Source organism: Propionivibrio sp., from assembly GCF_049316945.1.
In the GTDB taxonomy this organism is placed as follows: domain Bacteria; phylum Pseudomonadota; class Gammaproteobacteria; order Burkholderiales; family Rhodocyclaceae; genus Propionivibrio.
Map to the genome: position 1 here is coordinate 15891 of NZ_JBMOJE010000054.1, position 16399 is coordinate 32289.

14 protein-coding genes are annotated in these 16399 nt (G+C 58.6%); 4 read left to right on the plus strand and 10 right to left on the minus strand.

Annotated elements, in window-relative coordinates; translation table 11 throughout:
- Nucleotides 1-26: 26 nt before the first annotated feature.
- The gene (locus ACOYNV_RS13475) at nucleotides 27-296 is read right to left on the minus strand and encodes a hypothetical protein (RefSeq protein ID WP_422900300.1); all 270 of its coding nucleotides are present in this window, start codon (nucleotides 294-296) and stop codon (nucleotides 27-29) included.
- A 202-nt stretch (nucleotides 297-498) separates the two neighbouring features.
- Nucleotides 499-3972, minus strand: coding sequence for a DNA polymerase III subunit alpha (gene dnaE, locus ACOYNV_RS13480; RefSeq protein ID WP_422900301.1), 3474 nt, complete (start codon nucleotides 3970-3972; stop codon nucleotides 499-501).
- Nucleotides 3973-4341: 369 nt separating this feature from the next.
- Between dnaE and ACOYNV_RS13485 the strand changes: the two genes are divergently transcribed.
- Both ACOYNV_RS13485 and ACOYNV_RS13490 read left to right on the plus strand, forming a co-directional pair.
- Nucleotides 4342-4788 (plus strand): glycine zipper domain-containing protein, encoded by a 447-nt coding sequence (locus ACOYNV_RS13485; RefSeq protein ID WP_422900302.1) that lies wholly within the window; start codon nucleotides 4342-4344, stop codon nucleotides 4786-4788.
- A gap of 120 nt (nucleotides 4789-4908) precedes the next feature.
- Nucleotides 4909-5136 (plus strand): hypothetical protein, encoded by a 228-nt coding sequence (locus ACOYNV_RS13490; protein WP_422900303.1) that lies wholly within the window; start codon nucleotides 4909-4911, stop codon nucleotides 5134-5136.
- Here ACOYNV_RS13490 and ACOYNV_RS13495 read toward each other — a convergent pair.
- The 4 genes from ACOYNV_RS13495 to ACOYNV_RS13510 are packed head-to-tail and all read right to left on the minus strand — an operon-like array spanning nucleotide 5111 to nucleotide 9598.
- The gene (locus ACOYNV_RS13495) at nucleotides 5111-6733 is read right to left on the minus strand and encodes an NAD(P)-binding protein (RefSeq protein ID WP_422900304.1); all 1623 of its coding nucleotides are present in this window, start codon (nucleotides 6731-6733) and stop codon (nucleotides 5111-5113) included. The two genes, ACOYNV_RS13490 and ACOYNV_RS13495, sit on opposite strands and share 26 nt — an antisense overlap.
- Nucleotides 6733-7746, minus strand: coding sequence for a thiamine pyrophosphate-dependent enzyme (locus tag ACOYNV_RS13500; RefSeq protein WP_422900305.1), 1014 nt, complete (start codon nucleotides 7744-7746; stop codon nucleotides 6733-6735). Before ACOYNV_RS13500 ends, ACOYNV_RS13495 begins: the two co-directional genes overlap by 1 nt.
- 12 nt (nucleotides 7747-7758) lie before the next feature.
- On the minus strand, nucleotides 7759-9012 hold the full coding sequence (locus ACOYNV_RS13505) for a transketolase C-terminal domain-containing protein (protein WP_422900306.1): 1254 nt from the start codon (nucleotides 9010-9012) through the stop codon (nucleotides 7759-7761).
- Nucleotides 9005-9598 carry a 2-oxoacid:acceptor oxidoreductase family protein gene (locus tag ACOYNV_RS13510; protein ID WP_422900307.1) on the minus strand — a complete coding sequence of 198 codons (594 nt, stop codon included), beginning with the start codon at nucleotides 9596-9598 and terminating at the stop codon, nucleotides 9005-9007. Before ACOYNV_RS13510 ends, ACOYNV_RS13505 begins: the two co-directional genes overlap by 8 nt.
- 549 nt (nucleotides 9599-10147) lie before the next feature.
- Here ACOYNV_RS13510 and secA point away from each other — a divergent pair.
- Nucleotides 10148-12859 carry a preprotein translocase subunit SecA gene (secA, locus tag ACOYNV_RS13515; protein WP_422900308.1) on the plus strand — a complete coding sequence of 904 codons (2712 nt, stop codon included), beginning with the start codon at nucleotides 10148-10150 and terminating at the stop codon, nucleotides 12857-12859.
- Between the two features lie 112 nt (nucleotides 12860-12971).
- Nucleotides 12972-14210, plus strand: a complete 1239-nt coding sequence (gene argJ / locus ACOYNV_RS13520; protein WP_422900309.1) for a bifunctional glutamate N-acetyltransferase/amino-acid acetyltransferase ArgJ — start codon at nucleotides 12972-12974, stop codon at nucleotides 14208-14210.
- Here the strand turns inward: argJ and ACOYNV_RS13525 are convergent.
- The 4 genes from ACOYNV_RS13525 to ACOYNV_RS13540 form a co-directional block, all read right to left on the minus strand.
- Nucleotides 14207-14695: a nucleotidyl transferase AbiEii/AbiGii toxin family protein gene (locus ACOYNV_RS13525; RefSeq protein ID WP_422900310.1), complete on the minus strand. Its 489-nt coding sequence runs from the start codon at nucleotides 14693-14695 to the stop codon at nucleotides 14207-14209. The two genes, argJ and ACOYNV_RS13525, sit on opposite strands and share 4 nt — an antisense overlap.
- Nucleotides 14679-14921, minus strand: coding sequence for a hypothetical protein (locus ACOYNV_RS13530; RefSeq protein WP_422900311.1), 243 nt, complete (start codon nucleotides 14919-14921; stop codon nucleotides 14679-14681). The genes ACOYNV_RS13525 and ACOYNV_RS13530 overlap by 17 nt, the downstream gene beginning before the upstream one ends.
- A 129-nt stretch (nucleotides 14922-15050) precedes the next feature.
- Nucleotides 15051-15434, minus strand: a complete 384-nt coding sequence (gene apaG, locus ACOYNV_RS13535; protein WP_422900312.1) for a Co2+/Mg2+ efflux protein ApaG — start codon at nucleotides 15432-15434, stop codon at nucleotides 15051-15053.
- Between the two features lie 217 nt (nucleotides 15435-15651).
- Nucleotides 15652-16302: a hypothetical protein gene (locus ACOYNV_RS13540; protein WP_422900313.1), complete on the minus strand. Its 651-nt coding sequence runs from the start codon at nucleotides 16300-16302 to the stop codon at nucleotides 15652-15654.
- Between the last annotated feature and the right edge of the window lie 97 nt (nucleotides 16303-16399).

Consider the following 16399-nt stretch of genomic DNA (forward strand, 5'->3'; position numbering starts at 1 on the left):
GGTCGATTGCGCGGTTCGCAATGAACTTATTTTAGATTCGTGGCTGACATCAGCAGCACTTTTCCACCAACGAAGCTGACGTTGATGGCACGCTTTTCATCGCCCCAGGTACAGCTACGGACGCCGAGCATTTCGTCGCAACGCGTTGGCTCGCCGATGATCTGCCTGACCTCTTCGTAGGCCTGACCGGTCTGCAGCTTGTTGTAGTTCTCAATGCTGAGCTGACTGCCGCAGGCGCTCAGCAAAAAGCCGGAAGCCATCAGAAAAACCATCCGGGACAAAGTTCTGGAAATCATTTGAACCTCCTGCATCATTAAAACCTCAGTCTATCCACGAAAATAACGAAAGACACGAACTAAATCAAGAGCTTGATGTTTTTCTTTATTCACCTTTCGGGTGGCCATCTTAAGCTTATTATCTCCTTGATTCTTTTCGTGCTTTTGGTGTTTTTCGTGGACGAACTGCTTTTTCTAGGTTCATGGGCGCTAGAAAAACATTTCAGCTGTAGTCGACGCTGACATTTTCGCTGCTCAGCCACTCGCTCAGGGCGGCCAGCAAATCGTCTTCGAGACGCACCCGGCTGTTGTCACCGAGCATCAATTCGCAGACGGCGTCGGCATTGCGGTAGCTCAGGCGCACCGGGCAGTTGCCGGGCGTATAGGGCGCCAGCAGGGAGCGCAGGCGCTGCACGGCGGCATGGGCATTCGGCCCGCTGGCCTGGCCGTTGAGCGACAGGCGAAGGTGCTTGGCAAAGCGGCCACGCGCCTCGGCCAGCGTCAGCAATCGCTCGGCAATGACGCGCACCTTGCCCTCGCCGGCAAAGTCGTCGCGCTGCACCTTGCCCTCGATGATCAACACTTCGTCATTCTTGATCTTGCTGCGTTCGGCTTCGAAAATCTCGTTGAACACCGAGACTTCCAGCAAGGTCGTGCCGTCGTCGATCTGCACAAAAGCCATCTTGCCGCGCGTGGTGAACTTGGTGCGTACGCCGACCACCAGGCCAGCCAGTATTTGCGGCTCTTTCCTGGCCTCCAGCGCCGCCAGCGGTTTACGCGCAAAACGGGAAACCTCGGCTTTGAAACCATGGAAAGGGTGGCCCGAGAAAAAGAAACCAAGTGCCAGCTTTTCTTCGGTCAGCTTTTGCCGCTCTTTCCAGCGCGGCACTTCGCGATACTGCGGTCCGTGTTCGGCGCTCGTGGCACTGTCGAAGACGTCGAACAGGCTGACCTGCATGGCATTGCGATCGGCCTGCTCGGCGGCTTCCATGGCGATGCCGACGGAAGCCATCAGGCGCGCCCGGTGATCATCGAGCGAGTCGAAGGCTCCGGCGCGAATCAGCCCTTCGATGGTGCGCCGATTGACCATGCGCTTATCGACGCGCAGGCAGAAGTCGAACAGATCCTTGTAATCTCCGCCACTCTCGCGGGCCTTGAGAATCGAGGTCACCGCCTGCTCGCCAGTACCCTTGACGGCGCCCAGGCCATAGCGGATGGTGTTGCGATCGACCGGTGTGAAGCGGTATTCCGAGGCGTTCACATCCGGGCCGAGCACGGTCAGTTTGTTGGCAATCGCATCGTCGTAAAAGATCTTCACCGAATCGGTGTTGTCCATGTCCGACGACAGCGTGGCAGCGATGAAGGCTGAGCAGTGATGCGCCTTGAGCCAGGCGGTGTGATAGGTGACCACGGCGTAGGCCGCGGTGTGCGACTTGTTGAAGCCGTACTCGGCGAACTTGGTCATCAGGTCGAACAACTGCTCGGCGAGCGCCGGATCGTAGCCCAGCTTTTTGGCGCCGGCGGCGATCGTTTCGCGATGCTTGTCCATCTCTTCGGCTTTTTTCTTGCCCATCGCGCGGCGCAGCATGTCGGCGCCGCCCAGCGTGTAGCCGCCGATGATCTGCGAGATCTGCATCACCTGTTCCTGATACACGATGACGCCGTAGGTTGGCGACAGGCAGGCAGTCAGGTCCGGATGAAAATAGTCGATCTTCTGCTGGCCTTTCTTGCGCAGGATGAAGTCGTCGACCATGCCCGAGCCCAGCGGGCCGGGGCGATAGAGCGCGAGCACGGCGATGATGTCCTCGAAGCGGTCGGGCGCCAGCTTCTTGAGCAGCTTTTTCATGCCCTCGGATTCGACCTGGAAGATCGCCGTGGTGTTGGCGTCCTTCAAAATCTGGTAAGCGCGCGGGTCATCGAAAGTCAGCGCATCGAGGTCCGGACGCTGGCCGGTCAGCTTTTCGACGTAATCGACGGCGAGCTTGATGATCGTCAGGTTGCGCAGGCCGAGGAAGTCGAACTTGACCAGACCGACTTTTTCGACATCGTCCTTGTCGAACTGGGATACGACGGAGCCGCCGTCGGCCGAATAGAGCGGACAGAAATCGGTGAGCTTGCCCGGCGCAATGAGCACACCACCAGCGTGCATGCCAACGTTACGCACCAGGTCTTCAAGGCGACTGGCCAGGTCGAACAGGTCGCGAACCTCGTCTTCCTCTTCGAGCTTGGCCTTCAGTTGCGGTTCGGCTTCGATGGCCTTGGCCAGCGAAAGCGGTTTGTTGGCCTCCAGCGGGATCAGCTTGGAGAGTTGGTCGCAGAAGTTGTACGGCAGGTCGAGTACGCGCCCGACGTCGCGAATTACCGCCTTCGACGACATGGTGCCGAAGGTGGCAATCTGCGACACCGCCGCCTGGCCGTATTTTTCGCGCACGTACTCGATGACTTGCCAGCGTTTGTCCTGGCAGAAGTCGATATCGAAGTCGGGCATCGACACCCGTTCCGGATTCAGGAAGCGCTCGAACAGCAGCGCGTAACGCAACGGATCGAGATCGGTGATACCCAGCGAATAGGCGACCAGCGAACCGGCACCAGAACCCCGGCCAGGGCCGACCGGAACGTCGTTGTTCTTCGCCCAGTTGATGAAGTCGGCGACGATCAGAAAGTAGCCGGGGAAGCCCATCTGCACGATGGTTGCCGTCTCGATCTTCAGCCGCGCCTCGTAGGTCGGGCGCTGCGCCTCGCGCTCTGCAGGGTCGGGGAACAGCTTTTCCAGGCGTTTTTCCAGGCCGAGCGCGGCTTCCCGGCAGAGAAAATCGTCGAGGGTAATGCCCTCCGGCGTCGGAAAATCGGGCAGGTAATTCTTGCCGAGCGTGATTTGCAGATTGCAGCGCTTGGCGATCTCCACCGAGTTCTCGAGCGCTTCCGGCAAATCGGAAAACAACTCGGCCATTTCCTCCGGCGATTTGAAATATTGCTCTTCGGTATAGATCTTTGGGCGCCGCGGATCGCCCAGCATATAGCCTTCGGCAATGCAGACACGCGCCTCGTGCGCCTTGAAATCGTCGCGCTCAAGAAACTGGATCGGATGCGTGGCCACCAGCGGCAGGCCCAGATCGGCCGCCAGATTGGCGGTGGCCGCAATCAATGACTCCTGCTGCGCCTGTCCGCGCGGGTGAACGCGCTGCACTTCGAGATAGAAAGCGCCGTGGAACAAGCTCGCCCAGTAACGCGCCCGGCTCGCTGCCTGCTCAGCATTGCCCTGCAGCAGGGATTCGCCGATATCGCCAGCGCCGGCACCGGAGAGCGCGATCAGCCCATCGACCCCGACTTCGCGCAGCATCTTGCGCGTGATTTCGGCGCGTCCACGCATGCGCGGCGCCAGGTAAGCCTGGGTCAGGAGTTCACAAAGCTGCAGGTAACCCTGTCGCGAGCGACAAAGCAGAAGCATTCGATGTGGGCGATCCGGGTCGGTCTTGTTGGCCAGGAATACATCGCTGCCGAGCACCGGCTTGACGCCCATGTAGCGCGCCGAAGTATAAAACTTGACCAGCCCGAAGAGGTTGGCAAGATCGGTAAGCGCCAGCGCCGGCATGGCGCAGGAGGCTGCACGCGCTACCGCATCATCCAGACGGACGATGCCATCGGTGACGGAATACTCGCTGTGCAGGCGGAGATGGACGAAGCGGGAATCAGGCATCGCGCTATTTTACCCCGTTGCGGGTTGTTCCAAGAGTCGCCATTTACCGGCAATTTGTCCTGACCTGCTCATTGCCCGAGAGGTTGTGAAAATGCCTGAACACCCACCGCAGAGTCGCAGAGCCACAGAGGTTTCGCAGAGAAAAACTTTAAAAACAGAGGGGGTTTCTCTGCGTTTTCTCTGCGCCTTTGCGGCTCTGCGGTGGATTTTTGATATTTTCACAAGTTCTCAGCCAACTATCGGCAGACGCCATGCAACCGTCTGTCACCAGGAAAGCTGAACTCGTAACAGTTTGTAATGCCGGTCAACGATGCCGGCACCGGCACGTTATATCGCCTATAGAACTTACTACGAAGCAAAGGAAGCATCATGAAAAAGAATCTGCGAATCACTCTGGCGCTTTCAATCTGCCTGCTCTCGGCCAATGCAGCAATGGCTGACGACACCATTTGGGGCGCGGTGCTGGGCGGCGGAGCGGGCGCCCTGGTGGGCCAATCGGTTGGCGGCCGTGATGGCGCCATCGTCGGCGGTGCACTCGGTGCCGCTACCGGTGCGGCGATCGGATCGCAAAACAACCGGCCCCATGGCTACTACGCGCCGCAGCAGGTGTACTACGCACCAGCACCGGTGTATTACGCGCAATCAGCGTATTACCCGCCGCAACAGGTCTATTACTCCCAGCCAGTTCGTATCCAGCAGCGCCCGGTGTATGTGGTTCAAGGCGGATATGATCGGGATGACAGGAGAGATCGCCACCATCGCGGCCGCGATTGGGACCGGCACGATAACGGTCGTGGCTGGGGAGGTCGTCACTGAGTGGTGCTGACTTGTACAGGTATCCAAGCCATATTCGCTTCGGACAGCCTCATCGCCGATCTGCAATCCTGGAGGAATCCATCGGCAGGGTGATAACGGACCGTTTCAGGGGAAAGCGCCATGACTTTGAATGCCATGCCAAAATTTATTCCCCTGACTGGCGTCTATGAGCTTTCGGCCATCATCGACGGTCGCCAGCGAATCATCATCGTCAGTGATGACGGCAACAACAAGCGGACGGCATCACCGGCCAGGAGGGTGAAAAAAACGGGGCGATCTGGTCGCCCCGTTTTGATGCCTCGAAGATCAGTTGAAACGGAGCTCAGGTATTCTCCGGCTCCATCTTGATCGCGCCACAAGGACATTCGGCCACGCAAATTCCACAACCTTTGCAGTAGTCGTAGTTGAACTCGAAGCGATTGCCAGGACCAAGCTTGATGACGGCATTGTCCGGGCAGACACCGTAGCAATTGTCGCACTCGAAGCAGTTGCCGCAGGACAGGCAGCGACGTGCTTCGAACAGCGCCGTGCTTTCGTCCAGGCCGCCCTGCACTTCGTCGAAGGTTGATTGACGGCGGATGATATCGAGCATCGGACGCACGGTCTTCGGCGCGTCGGCGTAGTACCAGGTGTTGAGCTTGTCGAAGGTCGCCACCGTGTGCTTCGGCGGAGCGACGTATTCGGTGCCGCGCAGCCAGGCATCGATGTTGCGCGCGGCCTTCTTGCCATGACCCACGGCGACGGTGATGTTGCGATCAGCCGGAACCATGTCGCCCCCGGCGAAAACGCCAGCGTGACCGGTCATCATGTTCGCAGAAACCTTGACGACGCCATCGGTCACTTCGAGACCCGGTACGCCTTCGAGCAGGCCAAGATCGACATCCTGGCCAAGCGCCAGCACCACCGAATCGGCCGCCAGCGTTTCAAACACGCCGGTCGGTTGCGGGAAGCCGGTGGCGTCGAGCTCCATTTTTTCAATGGTGATGCTCGAATCGCCGGCTTCCTTGATGGTCGACAGCCACTTGATCATGACGCCTTCCTGCATCGCTTCTTCGACTTCGAAGTCAAGTGCCGGCATCTTGTCGCGCGTGCGGCGGTAGACGATGATCGGCTCGGCGCCCATGCGCTTGGCGGTACGTGCCACGTCGATGGCGGTATTGCCGCCGCCGTAGATGATGACGCGACGCCCGAGCATCGGCTTGTCTTCGCCTTCCATGCTGCGCAACACGGAGACGGCATCGACAATTTTCGAGACTTCACCGGCCGGAATATAGGCACGCTTGCCGATGTGCGCTCCGACGGCGAGGAAGGCGGCGTCGAACTTGCCGGCCTGCATCGTGTCGAGAATGCTATCGACCTTGGTATTGAGAACGACGTCGACGCCCATGTCGACGACGCGTTGCATTTCGGCATCGAGCACGTCGCGCGGCAGGCGGTATTTCGGAATGCCGAAGCGCATCATGCCGCCGAGCAGCGGACCGGCTTCATAGACGGTGACGCGATGGCCGAGGCGGCGCAGGTGATAGGCCGCCGACATGCCGGAAGGCCCGGCACCGACGACCAGGACGTGCTTGCCGGTTTCGGCCGCCGGCTTGACCAGCTTCCAGCCGCACTTGATGGCTTCATCGCCGAGGAAACGCTCGACCGAATTGATGCCGACCGGGGCGTCCAGTTGGGCGCGGTTACAGGCGCCTTCGCAACTGTGGTAGCAGACGCGGCCCATGATCGCCGGGAAAGGGTTGTCCTTGGTCAGATGCTGCCAGGCTTTTTCGTAATTGCCCGATTCGGCGTGGAACAGCCAGCCCTGGATGTCTTCACCGGCCGGGCACTGGTTGTTGCACGGCGGCAGCTGGTCGATGTAGACCGGTCGCTCGGTACGCCAGGAACCGGTGTGATTGGCTAGCGACGAGCCGGGATCGAGTGTAATTGCATACGGCTTGTCCATCACTTCGCCTCCTTGTCGAGCATCTGGTATCTGCGAATATTCCTGTCGGCCAGTGCTTGCAGACGGGCAATGGTGGCTACGGCCGGCGTCTTGCCGAACAGGTGGGCAAAACGTTTCTGCGGCCTGAGATATTCCTCGACCGGCAGCAGCCGGCGAATCTTCGATGAGCTGGTGATTTCGCCGTACTCGGCTTCGAACACCGGGAAGGTGCCGGTTTCCTTGGCCAGGCGGGATAGCCGGATGGTGTCGTGGGAAGCCGAGCCCCAACCAAGCGGGCAGGGAACAAGAATCTGGATGTAGCGCGCGCCACGGAAGGTCATCGCTTTCTTGACCTTGTGTTCGAGATCACGCAGATCGGCGACGGTCGCCGTGGCCACGTAGGGAATTTCGTGCGCCATGGCCAAGGCCGGCATGAACTTGCCCTGACCGAAGTTGTTGCCTGGCTCCGGGCCGACCGGCATGGTGGTTGCCGTACGCGCCGCCGGCGGGGTGGCCGAACTGCGCTGCACGCCGGTGTTCATGTAACCGCCGTTGTCGTAGCAGATATAAAGCACGTCGTCGTTACGCTCGAACATGCCGGAAAGGCAGCCGAAGCCGATGTCGGTGGTACCGCCGTCGCCGCCCTGGGCAACAACGCGCACATCGCCCATCACGCCTTTCTGCCGCTTGACCTTGATCGCTGCGGCGATGCCGGTGGCGACTGCCGCCGCATTACCGAACAGCGAGTGAATCCACGGAATCTGCCATGAGGTTTCGGGGTAGGGCGTGGAGAATACTTCGAGGCAGCCGGTGGCGTTGGCCGCCACCAGTTGACCCTTGCTGGCGATCATCGCCGCATCGATGGCGTAACGCGCACCGAGCGCCTCGCCGCAGCCCTGGCAGGCGCGATGCCCGGAGTTGAGCGAGTTGGTGCGCTCCATGTTGGCCTGCACGCTGCGCTCTTCGGGCGCCAGCAGGCGATTGCCGACGGTGAAGGTGCCGGTCTGGTAAAACTTGACGGTTTGCAATGGCATGATTGGCCTCCTTTAGGCTATCTTTGAGGCGACAGTACCGATGTCGCGCAGCATGCTTTCCGCGGCCGGGCCGGAGCGTCGCGTCTTACGTTCGCGCTCGAGTTGCCGGTTGACCACGCCCCAATCCAGATCGAGGAAGGTTATCGATTCGACATCGTCCTTCAGCATCTTGTCGAACAGGCCGTGCAGGGACTTCTTGGTGATGGCGCGTCCGCCGAGGCCGGCAATCACGGTATAAACATCGATCGGCAGCTTGAGCAGCGCCTTGCGCACGTCGGAGGCTAGAATGCCGCCGATGCCCACGGCCAAGCTCTTTTCCAGCACCACCACGCGCTTGACGTTCTTCAGCGCCTCGCGGATATTTTCCAGCGGGAAGGGGCGATACGAGGTGATGCCGAGCACGCCGATTTTCTCGCCAGCGTCGCGCATTTCATCGATCACATCCTTGATCGTGCCCAGGATCGAACCCATGGCGACGACGATTGTTTCGGCATCGTCGGCGCGGTAGGAACGCGTCAAACCACCGGAGTCACGGCCGAAGCCGGCCTTGAACTCTTCCGCCAGTTGCGGGATCAGTTCCAGCGCCTGCATCTGCTTGGCGTGAGCCAGATAGCGTACTTCCATGAAAGCTTCCGGTCCGACCATGGCGCCGATCGACACCGGTTCGGCGGGGTCAAGCACTTGGCGCGGCTCGTAAGGCGGCAGGAAGGCATCAACCTGCTCCTGGGTCGGTACATCGACGCGTTCGTAGGCATGCGTCAGGATGAAGCCGTCCATGCACACCATGACCGGCAGCGACAGTTCTTCCGCCAGCTTGAAGGCCTGGATATGCAGGTCGAGCGCCTCCTGATTGGTCTCGGCAAAGAGCTGAATCCAGCCACAGTCGCGCTGCGAGATCGAATCGGAGTGATCGTTCCAGATGTTGATTGGCGCACCAATCGCGCGATTGGCCACCGTCATCACGATTGGCAGGCCCAGGCCGGAGGCGTTGAATACGGCTTCGACCATGAACAGCAGACCTTGGGAAGCGGTCGCTGTGTAGGTACGGGCGCCGGCCGCCGACGAACCGATGGCGACGCTCATGGCGGCGAATTCGGATTCGACGTTGAGAAACTCGCAGTCTTTCAATTCGCCGGACTTCACCATTTCGCCGATACCTTCGACGATGTGCGTTTGCGGAGAAATGGGGTAGGCGCAGATTACTTCGGGCCGGCACAGGGCGACGGCCTCGGCGACGGCATGTGAACCTTCAGTCTGCTTAAGCATGGGCAGCCTCCTTTCGGGCGTTTTCAATTCTGGCCCGGACCAGCTCGAAAGCTTCGGTCGCACCGGCGATATTGCCTGTCGCCACTTTGCCGGAAAACTTTGCGTTGATGGCCTTGAACACAGATTCAAGATCAATGAGGCCGGAGAGGGCGGCAAAGCCTGCCAGCAGCGGCACGTTAGGCATGGGACGCCCGACATGCTTGAGTCCCAGATCGGTCGCCGCCAAAGTGCACAAACGCTCAGCCGGCCAGTCGCGAACGAAATCGCTCAGTCCGAGCTCTTCGAAAGTGCTCTTGGTATTGATCAGGATGAAGCCGTCTTTTTTCAGGCCGGAAAATACATCGACCTGGAACAGCAGCGTCGGATCCTGAATGATCAGCGCGTCGGGCATCATGATCGGCTCACGCAACCGGATTTCCTTGTCGGCGATGCGACAGAAGGCGACTACGGGGGCGCCGGTCCGCTCGGAACCAAAACTGGGGAAGGCTTGCGCATGACGCCCCTCCTCAAATGCGGCAATTGAAAGCATCTCGGCTGCCGTTACCACTCCTTGGCCGCCGCGGCCATGAATACGCACTTCAAACATATTCTCTCCGATTCGTGGGGTTTTGGAGGCGGCCAGCAGCGCCACAAGTTATGAATGGAGCAGTGGATTGCCTCCCCAGAGCGACCTATTCTACGCACATTCACACAGAAAAATAAAGGGGGTAGCGCAAGAAAAGATGCCAACCGGAAGAAAATGACCGTTTGATTTACCCTTTATTCCGTATGGCAAGAAAACCCGGCGTGCATTATGGGATTTCTCATTGCCACAAAAACCCGGCTGACTCTCGAATCCTTGCGGGGACAAGCGAACGATCGGCTATGCATTATTGCTGCCTCATAATCCTGGGTGCCGGTTGGCATAAGTCAGTCCGTGCCCCCGCCATAGACCGGCAAGCCATCGATTGAAGCCATCCACCTATGGCGCCGTCTTCCCGCCAAAACGTTCCAGGCCAGGTTGGAATGCCACCAAATCCTGACATCGGTCTCGTACAGGATGCATGCGATGGCCATGGTACAGAAACGCTGAAGAACCGGCGCGTTGATTGGGCGTGATAGAATCGCCTTTTTTTACGCGCCAACACTCTCCAGAATGATTTCCGGCCTACTCAAGAAGATTTTCGGCAGCCGCAATGATCGGCTGATCAAGCAATACTCTGCGGTCGTCCGTCAGGTCAATGCGCTGGAAGCAGGCATCAGCGCGCTTTCCGACGATGAATTGCGCGGCAAGACGGCTGAGTTCAAAACCCGCGTGGCCAATGGCGAGACACTGGATTCCTTGCTGCCGGAAGCCTTTGCCGTTGTTCGCGAGGCCGGCAAGCGTGCGCTGGGCATGCGCCACTTCGACGTGCAACTGGTTGGCGGCATGGTGTTGCATGACGGCAAGATTGCCGAAATGCGTACCGGCGAGGGCAAGACGCTGGTGGCTACCCTGCCCGCCTACCTCAATGCGCTGTCCGGCAATGGCGTGCATATCATTACCGTCAATGATTATCTGGCCAGCCGCGATTCCGAGTGGATGGGGCGTCTGCATCGCTTCCTCGGGCTCTCGGTCGGCGTCAACCTGTCGCAGATGCAGCACGATGAAAAGCAGGCGGCTTATGCCGCCGATATCACCTATGGCACCAACAACGAGTTCGGTTTTGATTACCTGCGCGACAACATGGTCTACACCTCCGGCGAGCGGGTACAGCGCAAGCTGAGCTACGCCATTGTCGACGAGGTCGATTCGATCCTGATCGACGAAGCGCGGACGCCGCTGATCATCTCCGGCCAGGCCGAGGATCACACGGAACTCTATGTGCGCATGAACCAGGTCGCGCCCTTGCTTGAGCGCTGTCTGGAAGAAGACGGCCCCGGCGATTACTGGGTTGATGAAAAGGGTCATCAGGTACTGATGAGCGAGGCCGGTCACGAGCACGCCGAAGAGATTCTCGCGCGTGTCGGGCTGCTGCCCGAAGGCGGCAGTCTGTATGATGCGGCCAACATCCTGCTGATACACCACCTTTACGCCGCGTTGCGCGCACATACGCTGTTCCTGAAAGATCAGCAGTACGTGGTGCAGAACGGCGAAGTCATCATCGTCGATGAATTTACCGGGCGCCTGATGTCGGGTCGCCGCTGGTCCGACGGCCTGCATCAGGCGGTTGAGGCCAAAGAGGGTGTGTCGATCCAGAACGAAAACCAGACGCTGGCCTCGATCACCTTCCAGAACTACTTCCGCATGTACGGCAAGCTTGCCGGCATGACCGGCACGGCCGATACCGAAGCCTACGAATTCCAGCAGATCTACGGACTGGAGACGGTGGTCATTCCCACCAACCAGCCGATGTGCCGGATCGACAATAACGACCAGATTTTCCGCACCGCCAAGGAAAAGCACGACGCCATCGTTGCCGACATCCGCGCCTGCCGCGCGCATGGGCAACCGGTGCTGGTCGGCACCACCTCGATCGAGAACTCCGAACTGCTGTCGACCTTGCTCGACAGCGAAAAGCTGCCGCATCAGGTCCTCAACGCCAAGCAGCACGCACGCGAAGCCGAGATCGTCATTCAGGCCGGTCGCCCGGGCATGATCACCATCGCCACCAACATGGCCGGTCGCGGTACCGACATCGTGCTCGGCGGCAGCATCGAAAAGCAGTTCTCACTGATCCGCGACGACGAAACGCTTTCCGCAGCCGACAAGGAGGCGCGTACCGCTGCCGTGCGCGCCGACTGGCAGATATTGCACAATCAGGTCGTGGCTTCCGGCGGCCTGCATATCATCGGTTCCGAGCGCCATGAATCGCGCCGCATCGACAACCAGTTGCGCGGTCGCTCCGGCCGTCAGGGCGACCCCGGCTCCTCGCGCTTCTATCTCGCGCTGGACGATGCGCTGCTGCGAATCTTTGCCGGCGAGCGTCTGAAATCGATCATGGAGCGCCTGAAAATGCCGGAAGGCGAGGCGATCGAGCATCCGCTTGTCTCGCGCTCGCTCGAATCAGCCCAGCGCAAGGTCGAAAGCCGCAACTTCGATATCCGCAAGCAATTGCTCGAATACGATGACGTAGCCAACGATCAGCGCAAAGTCATCTACGCGCAGCGTAACGAACTGCTCGAAACGGACGACATTACTGAAACCATTACCGCCATGCGTCACGGTGTCCTGTACGACACCTTCCGACGTTATGTGCCGACCGATAGTGTCGAAGAACAATGGGAATTGCCGGCGCTGGAGAAGGAACTGGCTTCCGAGATGCAGTTGCAGTTGCCGATTGTCGAATGGTTCGAGAATGAACCGACGCTTGGCGACGAGGCGATGCTCAGACGCATTATTCAAGAGGCCGATGCCGCCTACGCCGCCAAGGTCGAACAGGTCGGCGCCGAGAGCTTCCACCAGTTCGAGCGCAATGTGATGCTGCAAAGCGTCGATACCCATTGGCGCGAGCATCTGGCGGCGCTCGATCACCTGCGCCAGGGCATCCACCTGCGTGGCTATGCGCAAAAGAACCCGAAACAAGAATACAAGCGCGAGGCCTTCCAGTTGTTCGAGATGCTGCTCGACAGCGTACGGGTCGAAGTCAACCGGCTGCTGATGACGGTTCAGGTGCGTGCCGAGGATGTCGAAGAATCCGCGCCGCATGCCGAGGTGCAGAACGTCCAGTTCCACCACGCCGGCTACGATGAAGTGCTCGGGACCAGCGATGACGACGAACTAGCGAAGGCCCAGCCGATTCATGCCGGGCCGAAAGTAGGCCGCAATGATCCCTGCCCTTGCGGTTCGGGCAAGAAATACAAGCAGTGCCACGGAAAGTTGAGCTAACGACTAAACCCATTCAACGCAGAGGGCGCAGAGACGCAGAGGACACTGGGTTCTTTGTTTTCTCTGCGCCCTCTGCGTCTCTGCGATCTCTGCGTTAAGAGAGGTGAAAAAAATGCCTGTAAACTTCACAACCCCCGCACCTGAAGCCTTGTTTCCCGTCGCCGGCATCCAGCTTGGCCTCGCCGAAGCGGGCATCCGCAAGACCGACCGGCGCGACCTGACGCTGCTGGCGCTCGATCCCGGCTGCACGGTAGCCGGTGTGTTCACACAAAACCGGTTCTGCGCGGCGCCAGTGCAACTTTGCCGTAGCCATCTTGATTCCGGCAGCGAGATTCGTGCGCTGGTCATCAACACCGGCATTGCCAATGCAGGAACGGGCGAACCCGGCTTGCAGGCGGCGCAGGCGACCTGCGTTGCGGTCGGCCAGCTGTTTGGCGTCGGCGCGAATCAGGTACTGCCGTTCTCGACCGGAGTGATTCTCGAACCTCTGCCGGTTGACCGGCTGATTGCCGGGCTGCCACGCTGCGTGGCCGATCTGAAGGCCGACCACTGGCACGCTGCCGCACACGGCATCATGACCACTGACACGGTGGCCAAGGCCGCCTCCCGGCGGGTTGAAATCAACGGCAAGACAGTCAGCATTACCGGCATCAGCAAGGGCGCCGGGATGATCAAACCCAACATGGCCACCATGCTCGGCTTCGTGGCCACCGATGCCGGCATCGCCGAACCGTTGCTCAGGCAACTGGTGCGCGAAGCGGCCGACGAGTCGTTCAACTGCATAACCGTCGATGGCGACACCTCGACCAACGACTCCTTCATCCTGATCGCCACCGGTCAATCCGGCGCCCATTTTTCCGCTGCGGCCACGCCCGGTTACGCCGCGCTACGAACTGCAGTGACTGGCGTTGCGCTCGAACTTGCGCAGGCCATCATCCGTGATGGTGAAGGCGCCACCAAGTTCATCACCATTGCCGTCGAAGGTGGCAATGATCGCGAGGAATGCAAGCGCGTCGGTTACGCCATCGGCCACTCCCCCCTGGTCAAAACCGCGTTCTTCGCCTCCGACCCCAACCTCGGCCGCATTCTGGCGGCCATCGGCTACGCTGATATCAGCGCGTTGGATGTCGACGGCGTTCGCGTCTGGCTAGGCAGCGACGGCCAGGAAGTTCTGGTGGCCGAGAAGGGCGCGCGTGCCGATTCGTATCGCGAAGAGGACGGCGCCCGCATCATGCAGGCGGCCGAAATCACCGTGCGCGTCGATCTCGGTCGCGGCCAAGCCAGAGGCACCGTCTATAGCTGCGATTTTTCCTACGACTACGTGAAGATCAACGCCGACTACCGCAGTTAGGACTGACTAAAATGTTGTCGGAAAGTATCCAGTGCCCGTTCGAGAACATGCAGGGACACATCCTTGTCTCGTACCGTTTGCTTGGTACGAAGTAGTCCTTCCAAGCTTACTGTGTGAACCGGGATGCCCTCCAAGTCCACCGTTATCGCAAATTGCCGCAATGTCTCGTAGGTTTCGCCGCAAGCATTTAGCATGATATCTACGGGAAAGGCATCTGCCACCCTGATGTTGTCGCCTTCGGTAAACCACTCCGGATCAAGGTCTTTGGCTGCTTGGTCAGGAAGCACCATCAGAGCGGCCTTCACCTTTTTTCCAGCCGCCTGTGTCGCCGGTACCAGCAGGTCAATGTCCGTTGTTGCTCGGTGATAACCATGAACGAATAAAGCATACCCACCAATAAGCAAGTATTCGACGCCATGCTGGTTTAATGACTGCACTAGAGCCTTCAGGTCATCGAGTGATGCGGGCCTACAAAATTCTTCCATCTGCACGCTCCATAGCTATTTGCGCCATACCTTTGGACAGACAGTCCAGTTGTTGCCGATTTGCTTCAGCGTGCGTCATGAACCGATAGACCCCTTTGGGGATGAAGTTTGTGTTGCCTGTAGGCAAATGATGAACTTCATCGTTAAAGCGCGCACCTTCGGCAAGCAACACACCTGAAGCAATAAAGCTGATCGGACGTTCTTTACGAAAACCGACTGTTCTCATCTTCTAGATCCTTTTCTGAATAAAGCCCAATGAAAACTCCCGCCGCTAAACTTGCGTTGTCGCGGGTGTTTCTCGGTTCAGCAGTGGGGTTGCCACCCAAACCACTTACCGCAGTTCCCCCGCCTTGACTCAGTGCAGCACGCGTGGGATGGCTAGCGTAAACTCGGGAATCACAGCTTCGAACTGGGTACCGTCCTCCGCAGTCATCTGGTAGCTCCCGCGCATGGTGCCGACAGGCGTGTCGATTTGGCAGCCACTGGTATATTCAAACTTCTCGCCGGGCTTGAGCAAGGGTTGCTGTCCGACCACACCGAGGCCGCGCACTTGCTGGACCCGTTCGTGGGCATCAGTGATGATCCAGTGACGAGAGATCAACTGTGCCGGCACGGTTCCGACATTCTCAATGGTGATGGTGTAGGCGAAAACATAGCTCTCACTGGCGGGATCGGATTGATCGGCAATGAACTGCGGAACCGCGCTCGCCGCGATCTGGTATTTCTTGCTTTCGGCCATGGGGGTCAGTTAAGGATAATTGAGTGAGGCATTGCACACGAAAGTTGCGCGGGAGGCAAGTGCAAGTTCTTGATAGCCACGAGCCGCCGGGTTTTTTTCCGCACTTGAAGCGCTGAGAGTTCTTTATTGGGTGTGAAGCCCGTAGGGGAGTGCGATAAGGACTCAGCTTCGGACTCAGCCTCGGACTCAGCTTCGGACTCAGCCAGAAACCCATTCGCTAACGATGTTCCCGCGCCTTTCGCCACGCGCCTGAAACAAACACTGCCAGCACCCCCGCAGACAAACCACCGACCAAACCAAGTGCAAGCAGCAGCCTTTTCTTAGGCGAAACGGGTTTGCTGGAAACAAAAATATCCTCCAAAACCTGGGCTGGCCTGGTCGCGGGTGGTAGCAGAGAAATTTCCATCGCAAAAATGGACTGCCGCAGACTGAATACATCCGAATCCATCTGCAACTTTATTGATGTCAATAGAGATAACTGACTGAAAATTTCATCCTTCATACCTTTTGAATCTATTGTTTTGGACAGCAGAACAAGATCGGCTTCAGCCTTTTTCAGTTTTTCCTTGACGGAAAGAAGATCGTAATTTATTTTTTTCAGGATTTGACTTGCCTGTTCTTCTTGCCGTTTTGTCAAAAAATTAGTCGCAGTTAATGCGATTTTTTTTGCCTCATCCTGGGACCGTGCCTTTACCTTCAACTCGACCAATCCGGGATTTGTTTTTGGAACCAACGCGGTCAGAATTGTTGTGCCACCACCCGCATTGATTGCATCAGTCCACTCCGGATCATTAACATCCATTGCCACTTGCAAGAGAAAAGAGGGGGACTTCAATCGTTCTACCATCGTCAGAGGATCTTCAACCACGGCCCCCGCTACTTTTCCGGGGAGTAGTTTAACAGCACCCTCATAAGTAATAGCGCACAACCGAAGTGGAACGAATCTTGCTGCACGGGGTTAAATC

What these genes read in the sequence shown, in the direction of transcription:
- ACOYNV_RS13475 (WP_422900300.1), bottom strand. Translation starts at nt 296, where the DNA reads ATGATTTCCAGAACTTTGTCCCGGATGGTTTTTCTGATGGCTTCCGGC.
- dnaE (WP_422900301.1), bottom strand. Translation starts at nt 3,972, where the DNA reads ATGCCTGATTCCCGCTTCGTCCATCTCCGCCTGCACAGCGAGTATTCC.
- ACOYNV_RS13485 (WP_422900302.1), top strand. Translation starts at nt 4,342, where the DNA reads ATGAAAAAGAATCTGCGAATCACTCTGGCGCTTTCAATCTGCCTGCTC.
- ACOYNV_RS13490 (WP_422900303.1), top strand. Translation starts at nt 4,909, where the DNA reads ATGACTTTGAATGCCATGCCAAAATTTATTCCCCTGACTGGCGTCTAT.
- ACOYNV_RS13495 (WP_422900304.1), bottom strand. Translation starts at nt 6,733, where the DNA reads ATGGACAAGCCGTATGCAATTACACTCGATCCCGGCTCGTCGCTAGCC.
- ACOYNV_RS13500 (WP_422900305.1), bottom strand. Translation starts at nt 7,746, where the DNA reads ATGCCATTGCAAACCGTCAAGTTTTACCAGACCGGCACCTTCACCGTC.
- ACOYNV_RS13505 (WP_422900306.1), bottom strand. Translation starts at nt 9,012, where the DNA reads ATGCTTAAGCAGACTGAAGGTTCACATGCCGTCGCCGAGGCCGTCGCC.
- ACOYNV_RS13510 (WP_422900307.1), bottom strand. Translation starts at nt 9,598, where the DNA reads ATGTTTGAAGTGCGTATTCATGGCCGCGGCGGCCAAGGAGTGGTAACG.
- secA (WP_422900308.1), top strand. Translation starts at nt 10,148, where the DNA reads ATGATTTCCGGCCTACTCAAGAAGATTTTCGGCAGCCGCAATGATCGG.
- argJ (WP_422900309.1), top strand. Translation starts at nt 12,972, where the DNA reads ATGCCTGTAAACTTCACAACCCCCGCACCTGAAGCCTTGTTTCCCGTC.
- ACOYNV_RS13525 (WP_422900310.1), bottom strand. Translation starts at nt 14,695, where the DNA reads ATGGAAGAATTTTGTAGGCCCGCATCACTCGATGACCTGAAGGCTCTA.
- ACOYNV_RS13530 (WP_422900311.1), bottom strand. Translation starts at nt 14,921, where the DNA reads ATGAGAACAGTCGGTTTTCGTAAAGAACGTCCGATCAGCTTTATTGCT.
- apaG (WP_422900312.1), bottom strand. Translation starts at nt 15,434, where the DNA reads ATGGCCGAAAGCAAGAAATACCAGATCGCGGCGAGCGCGGTTCCGCAG.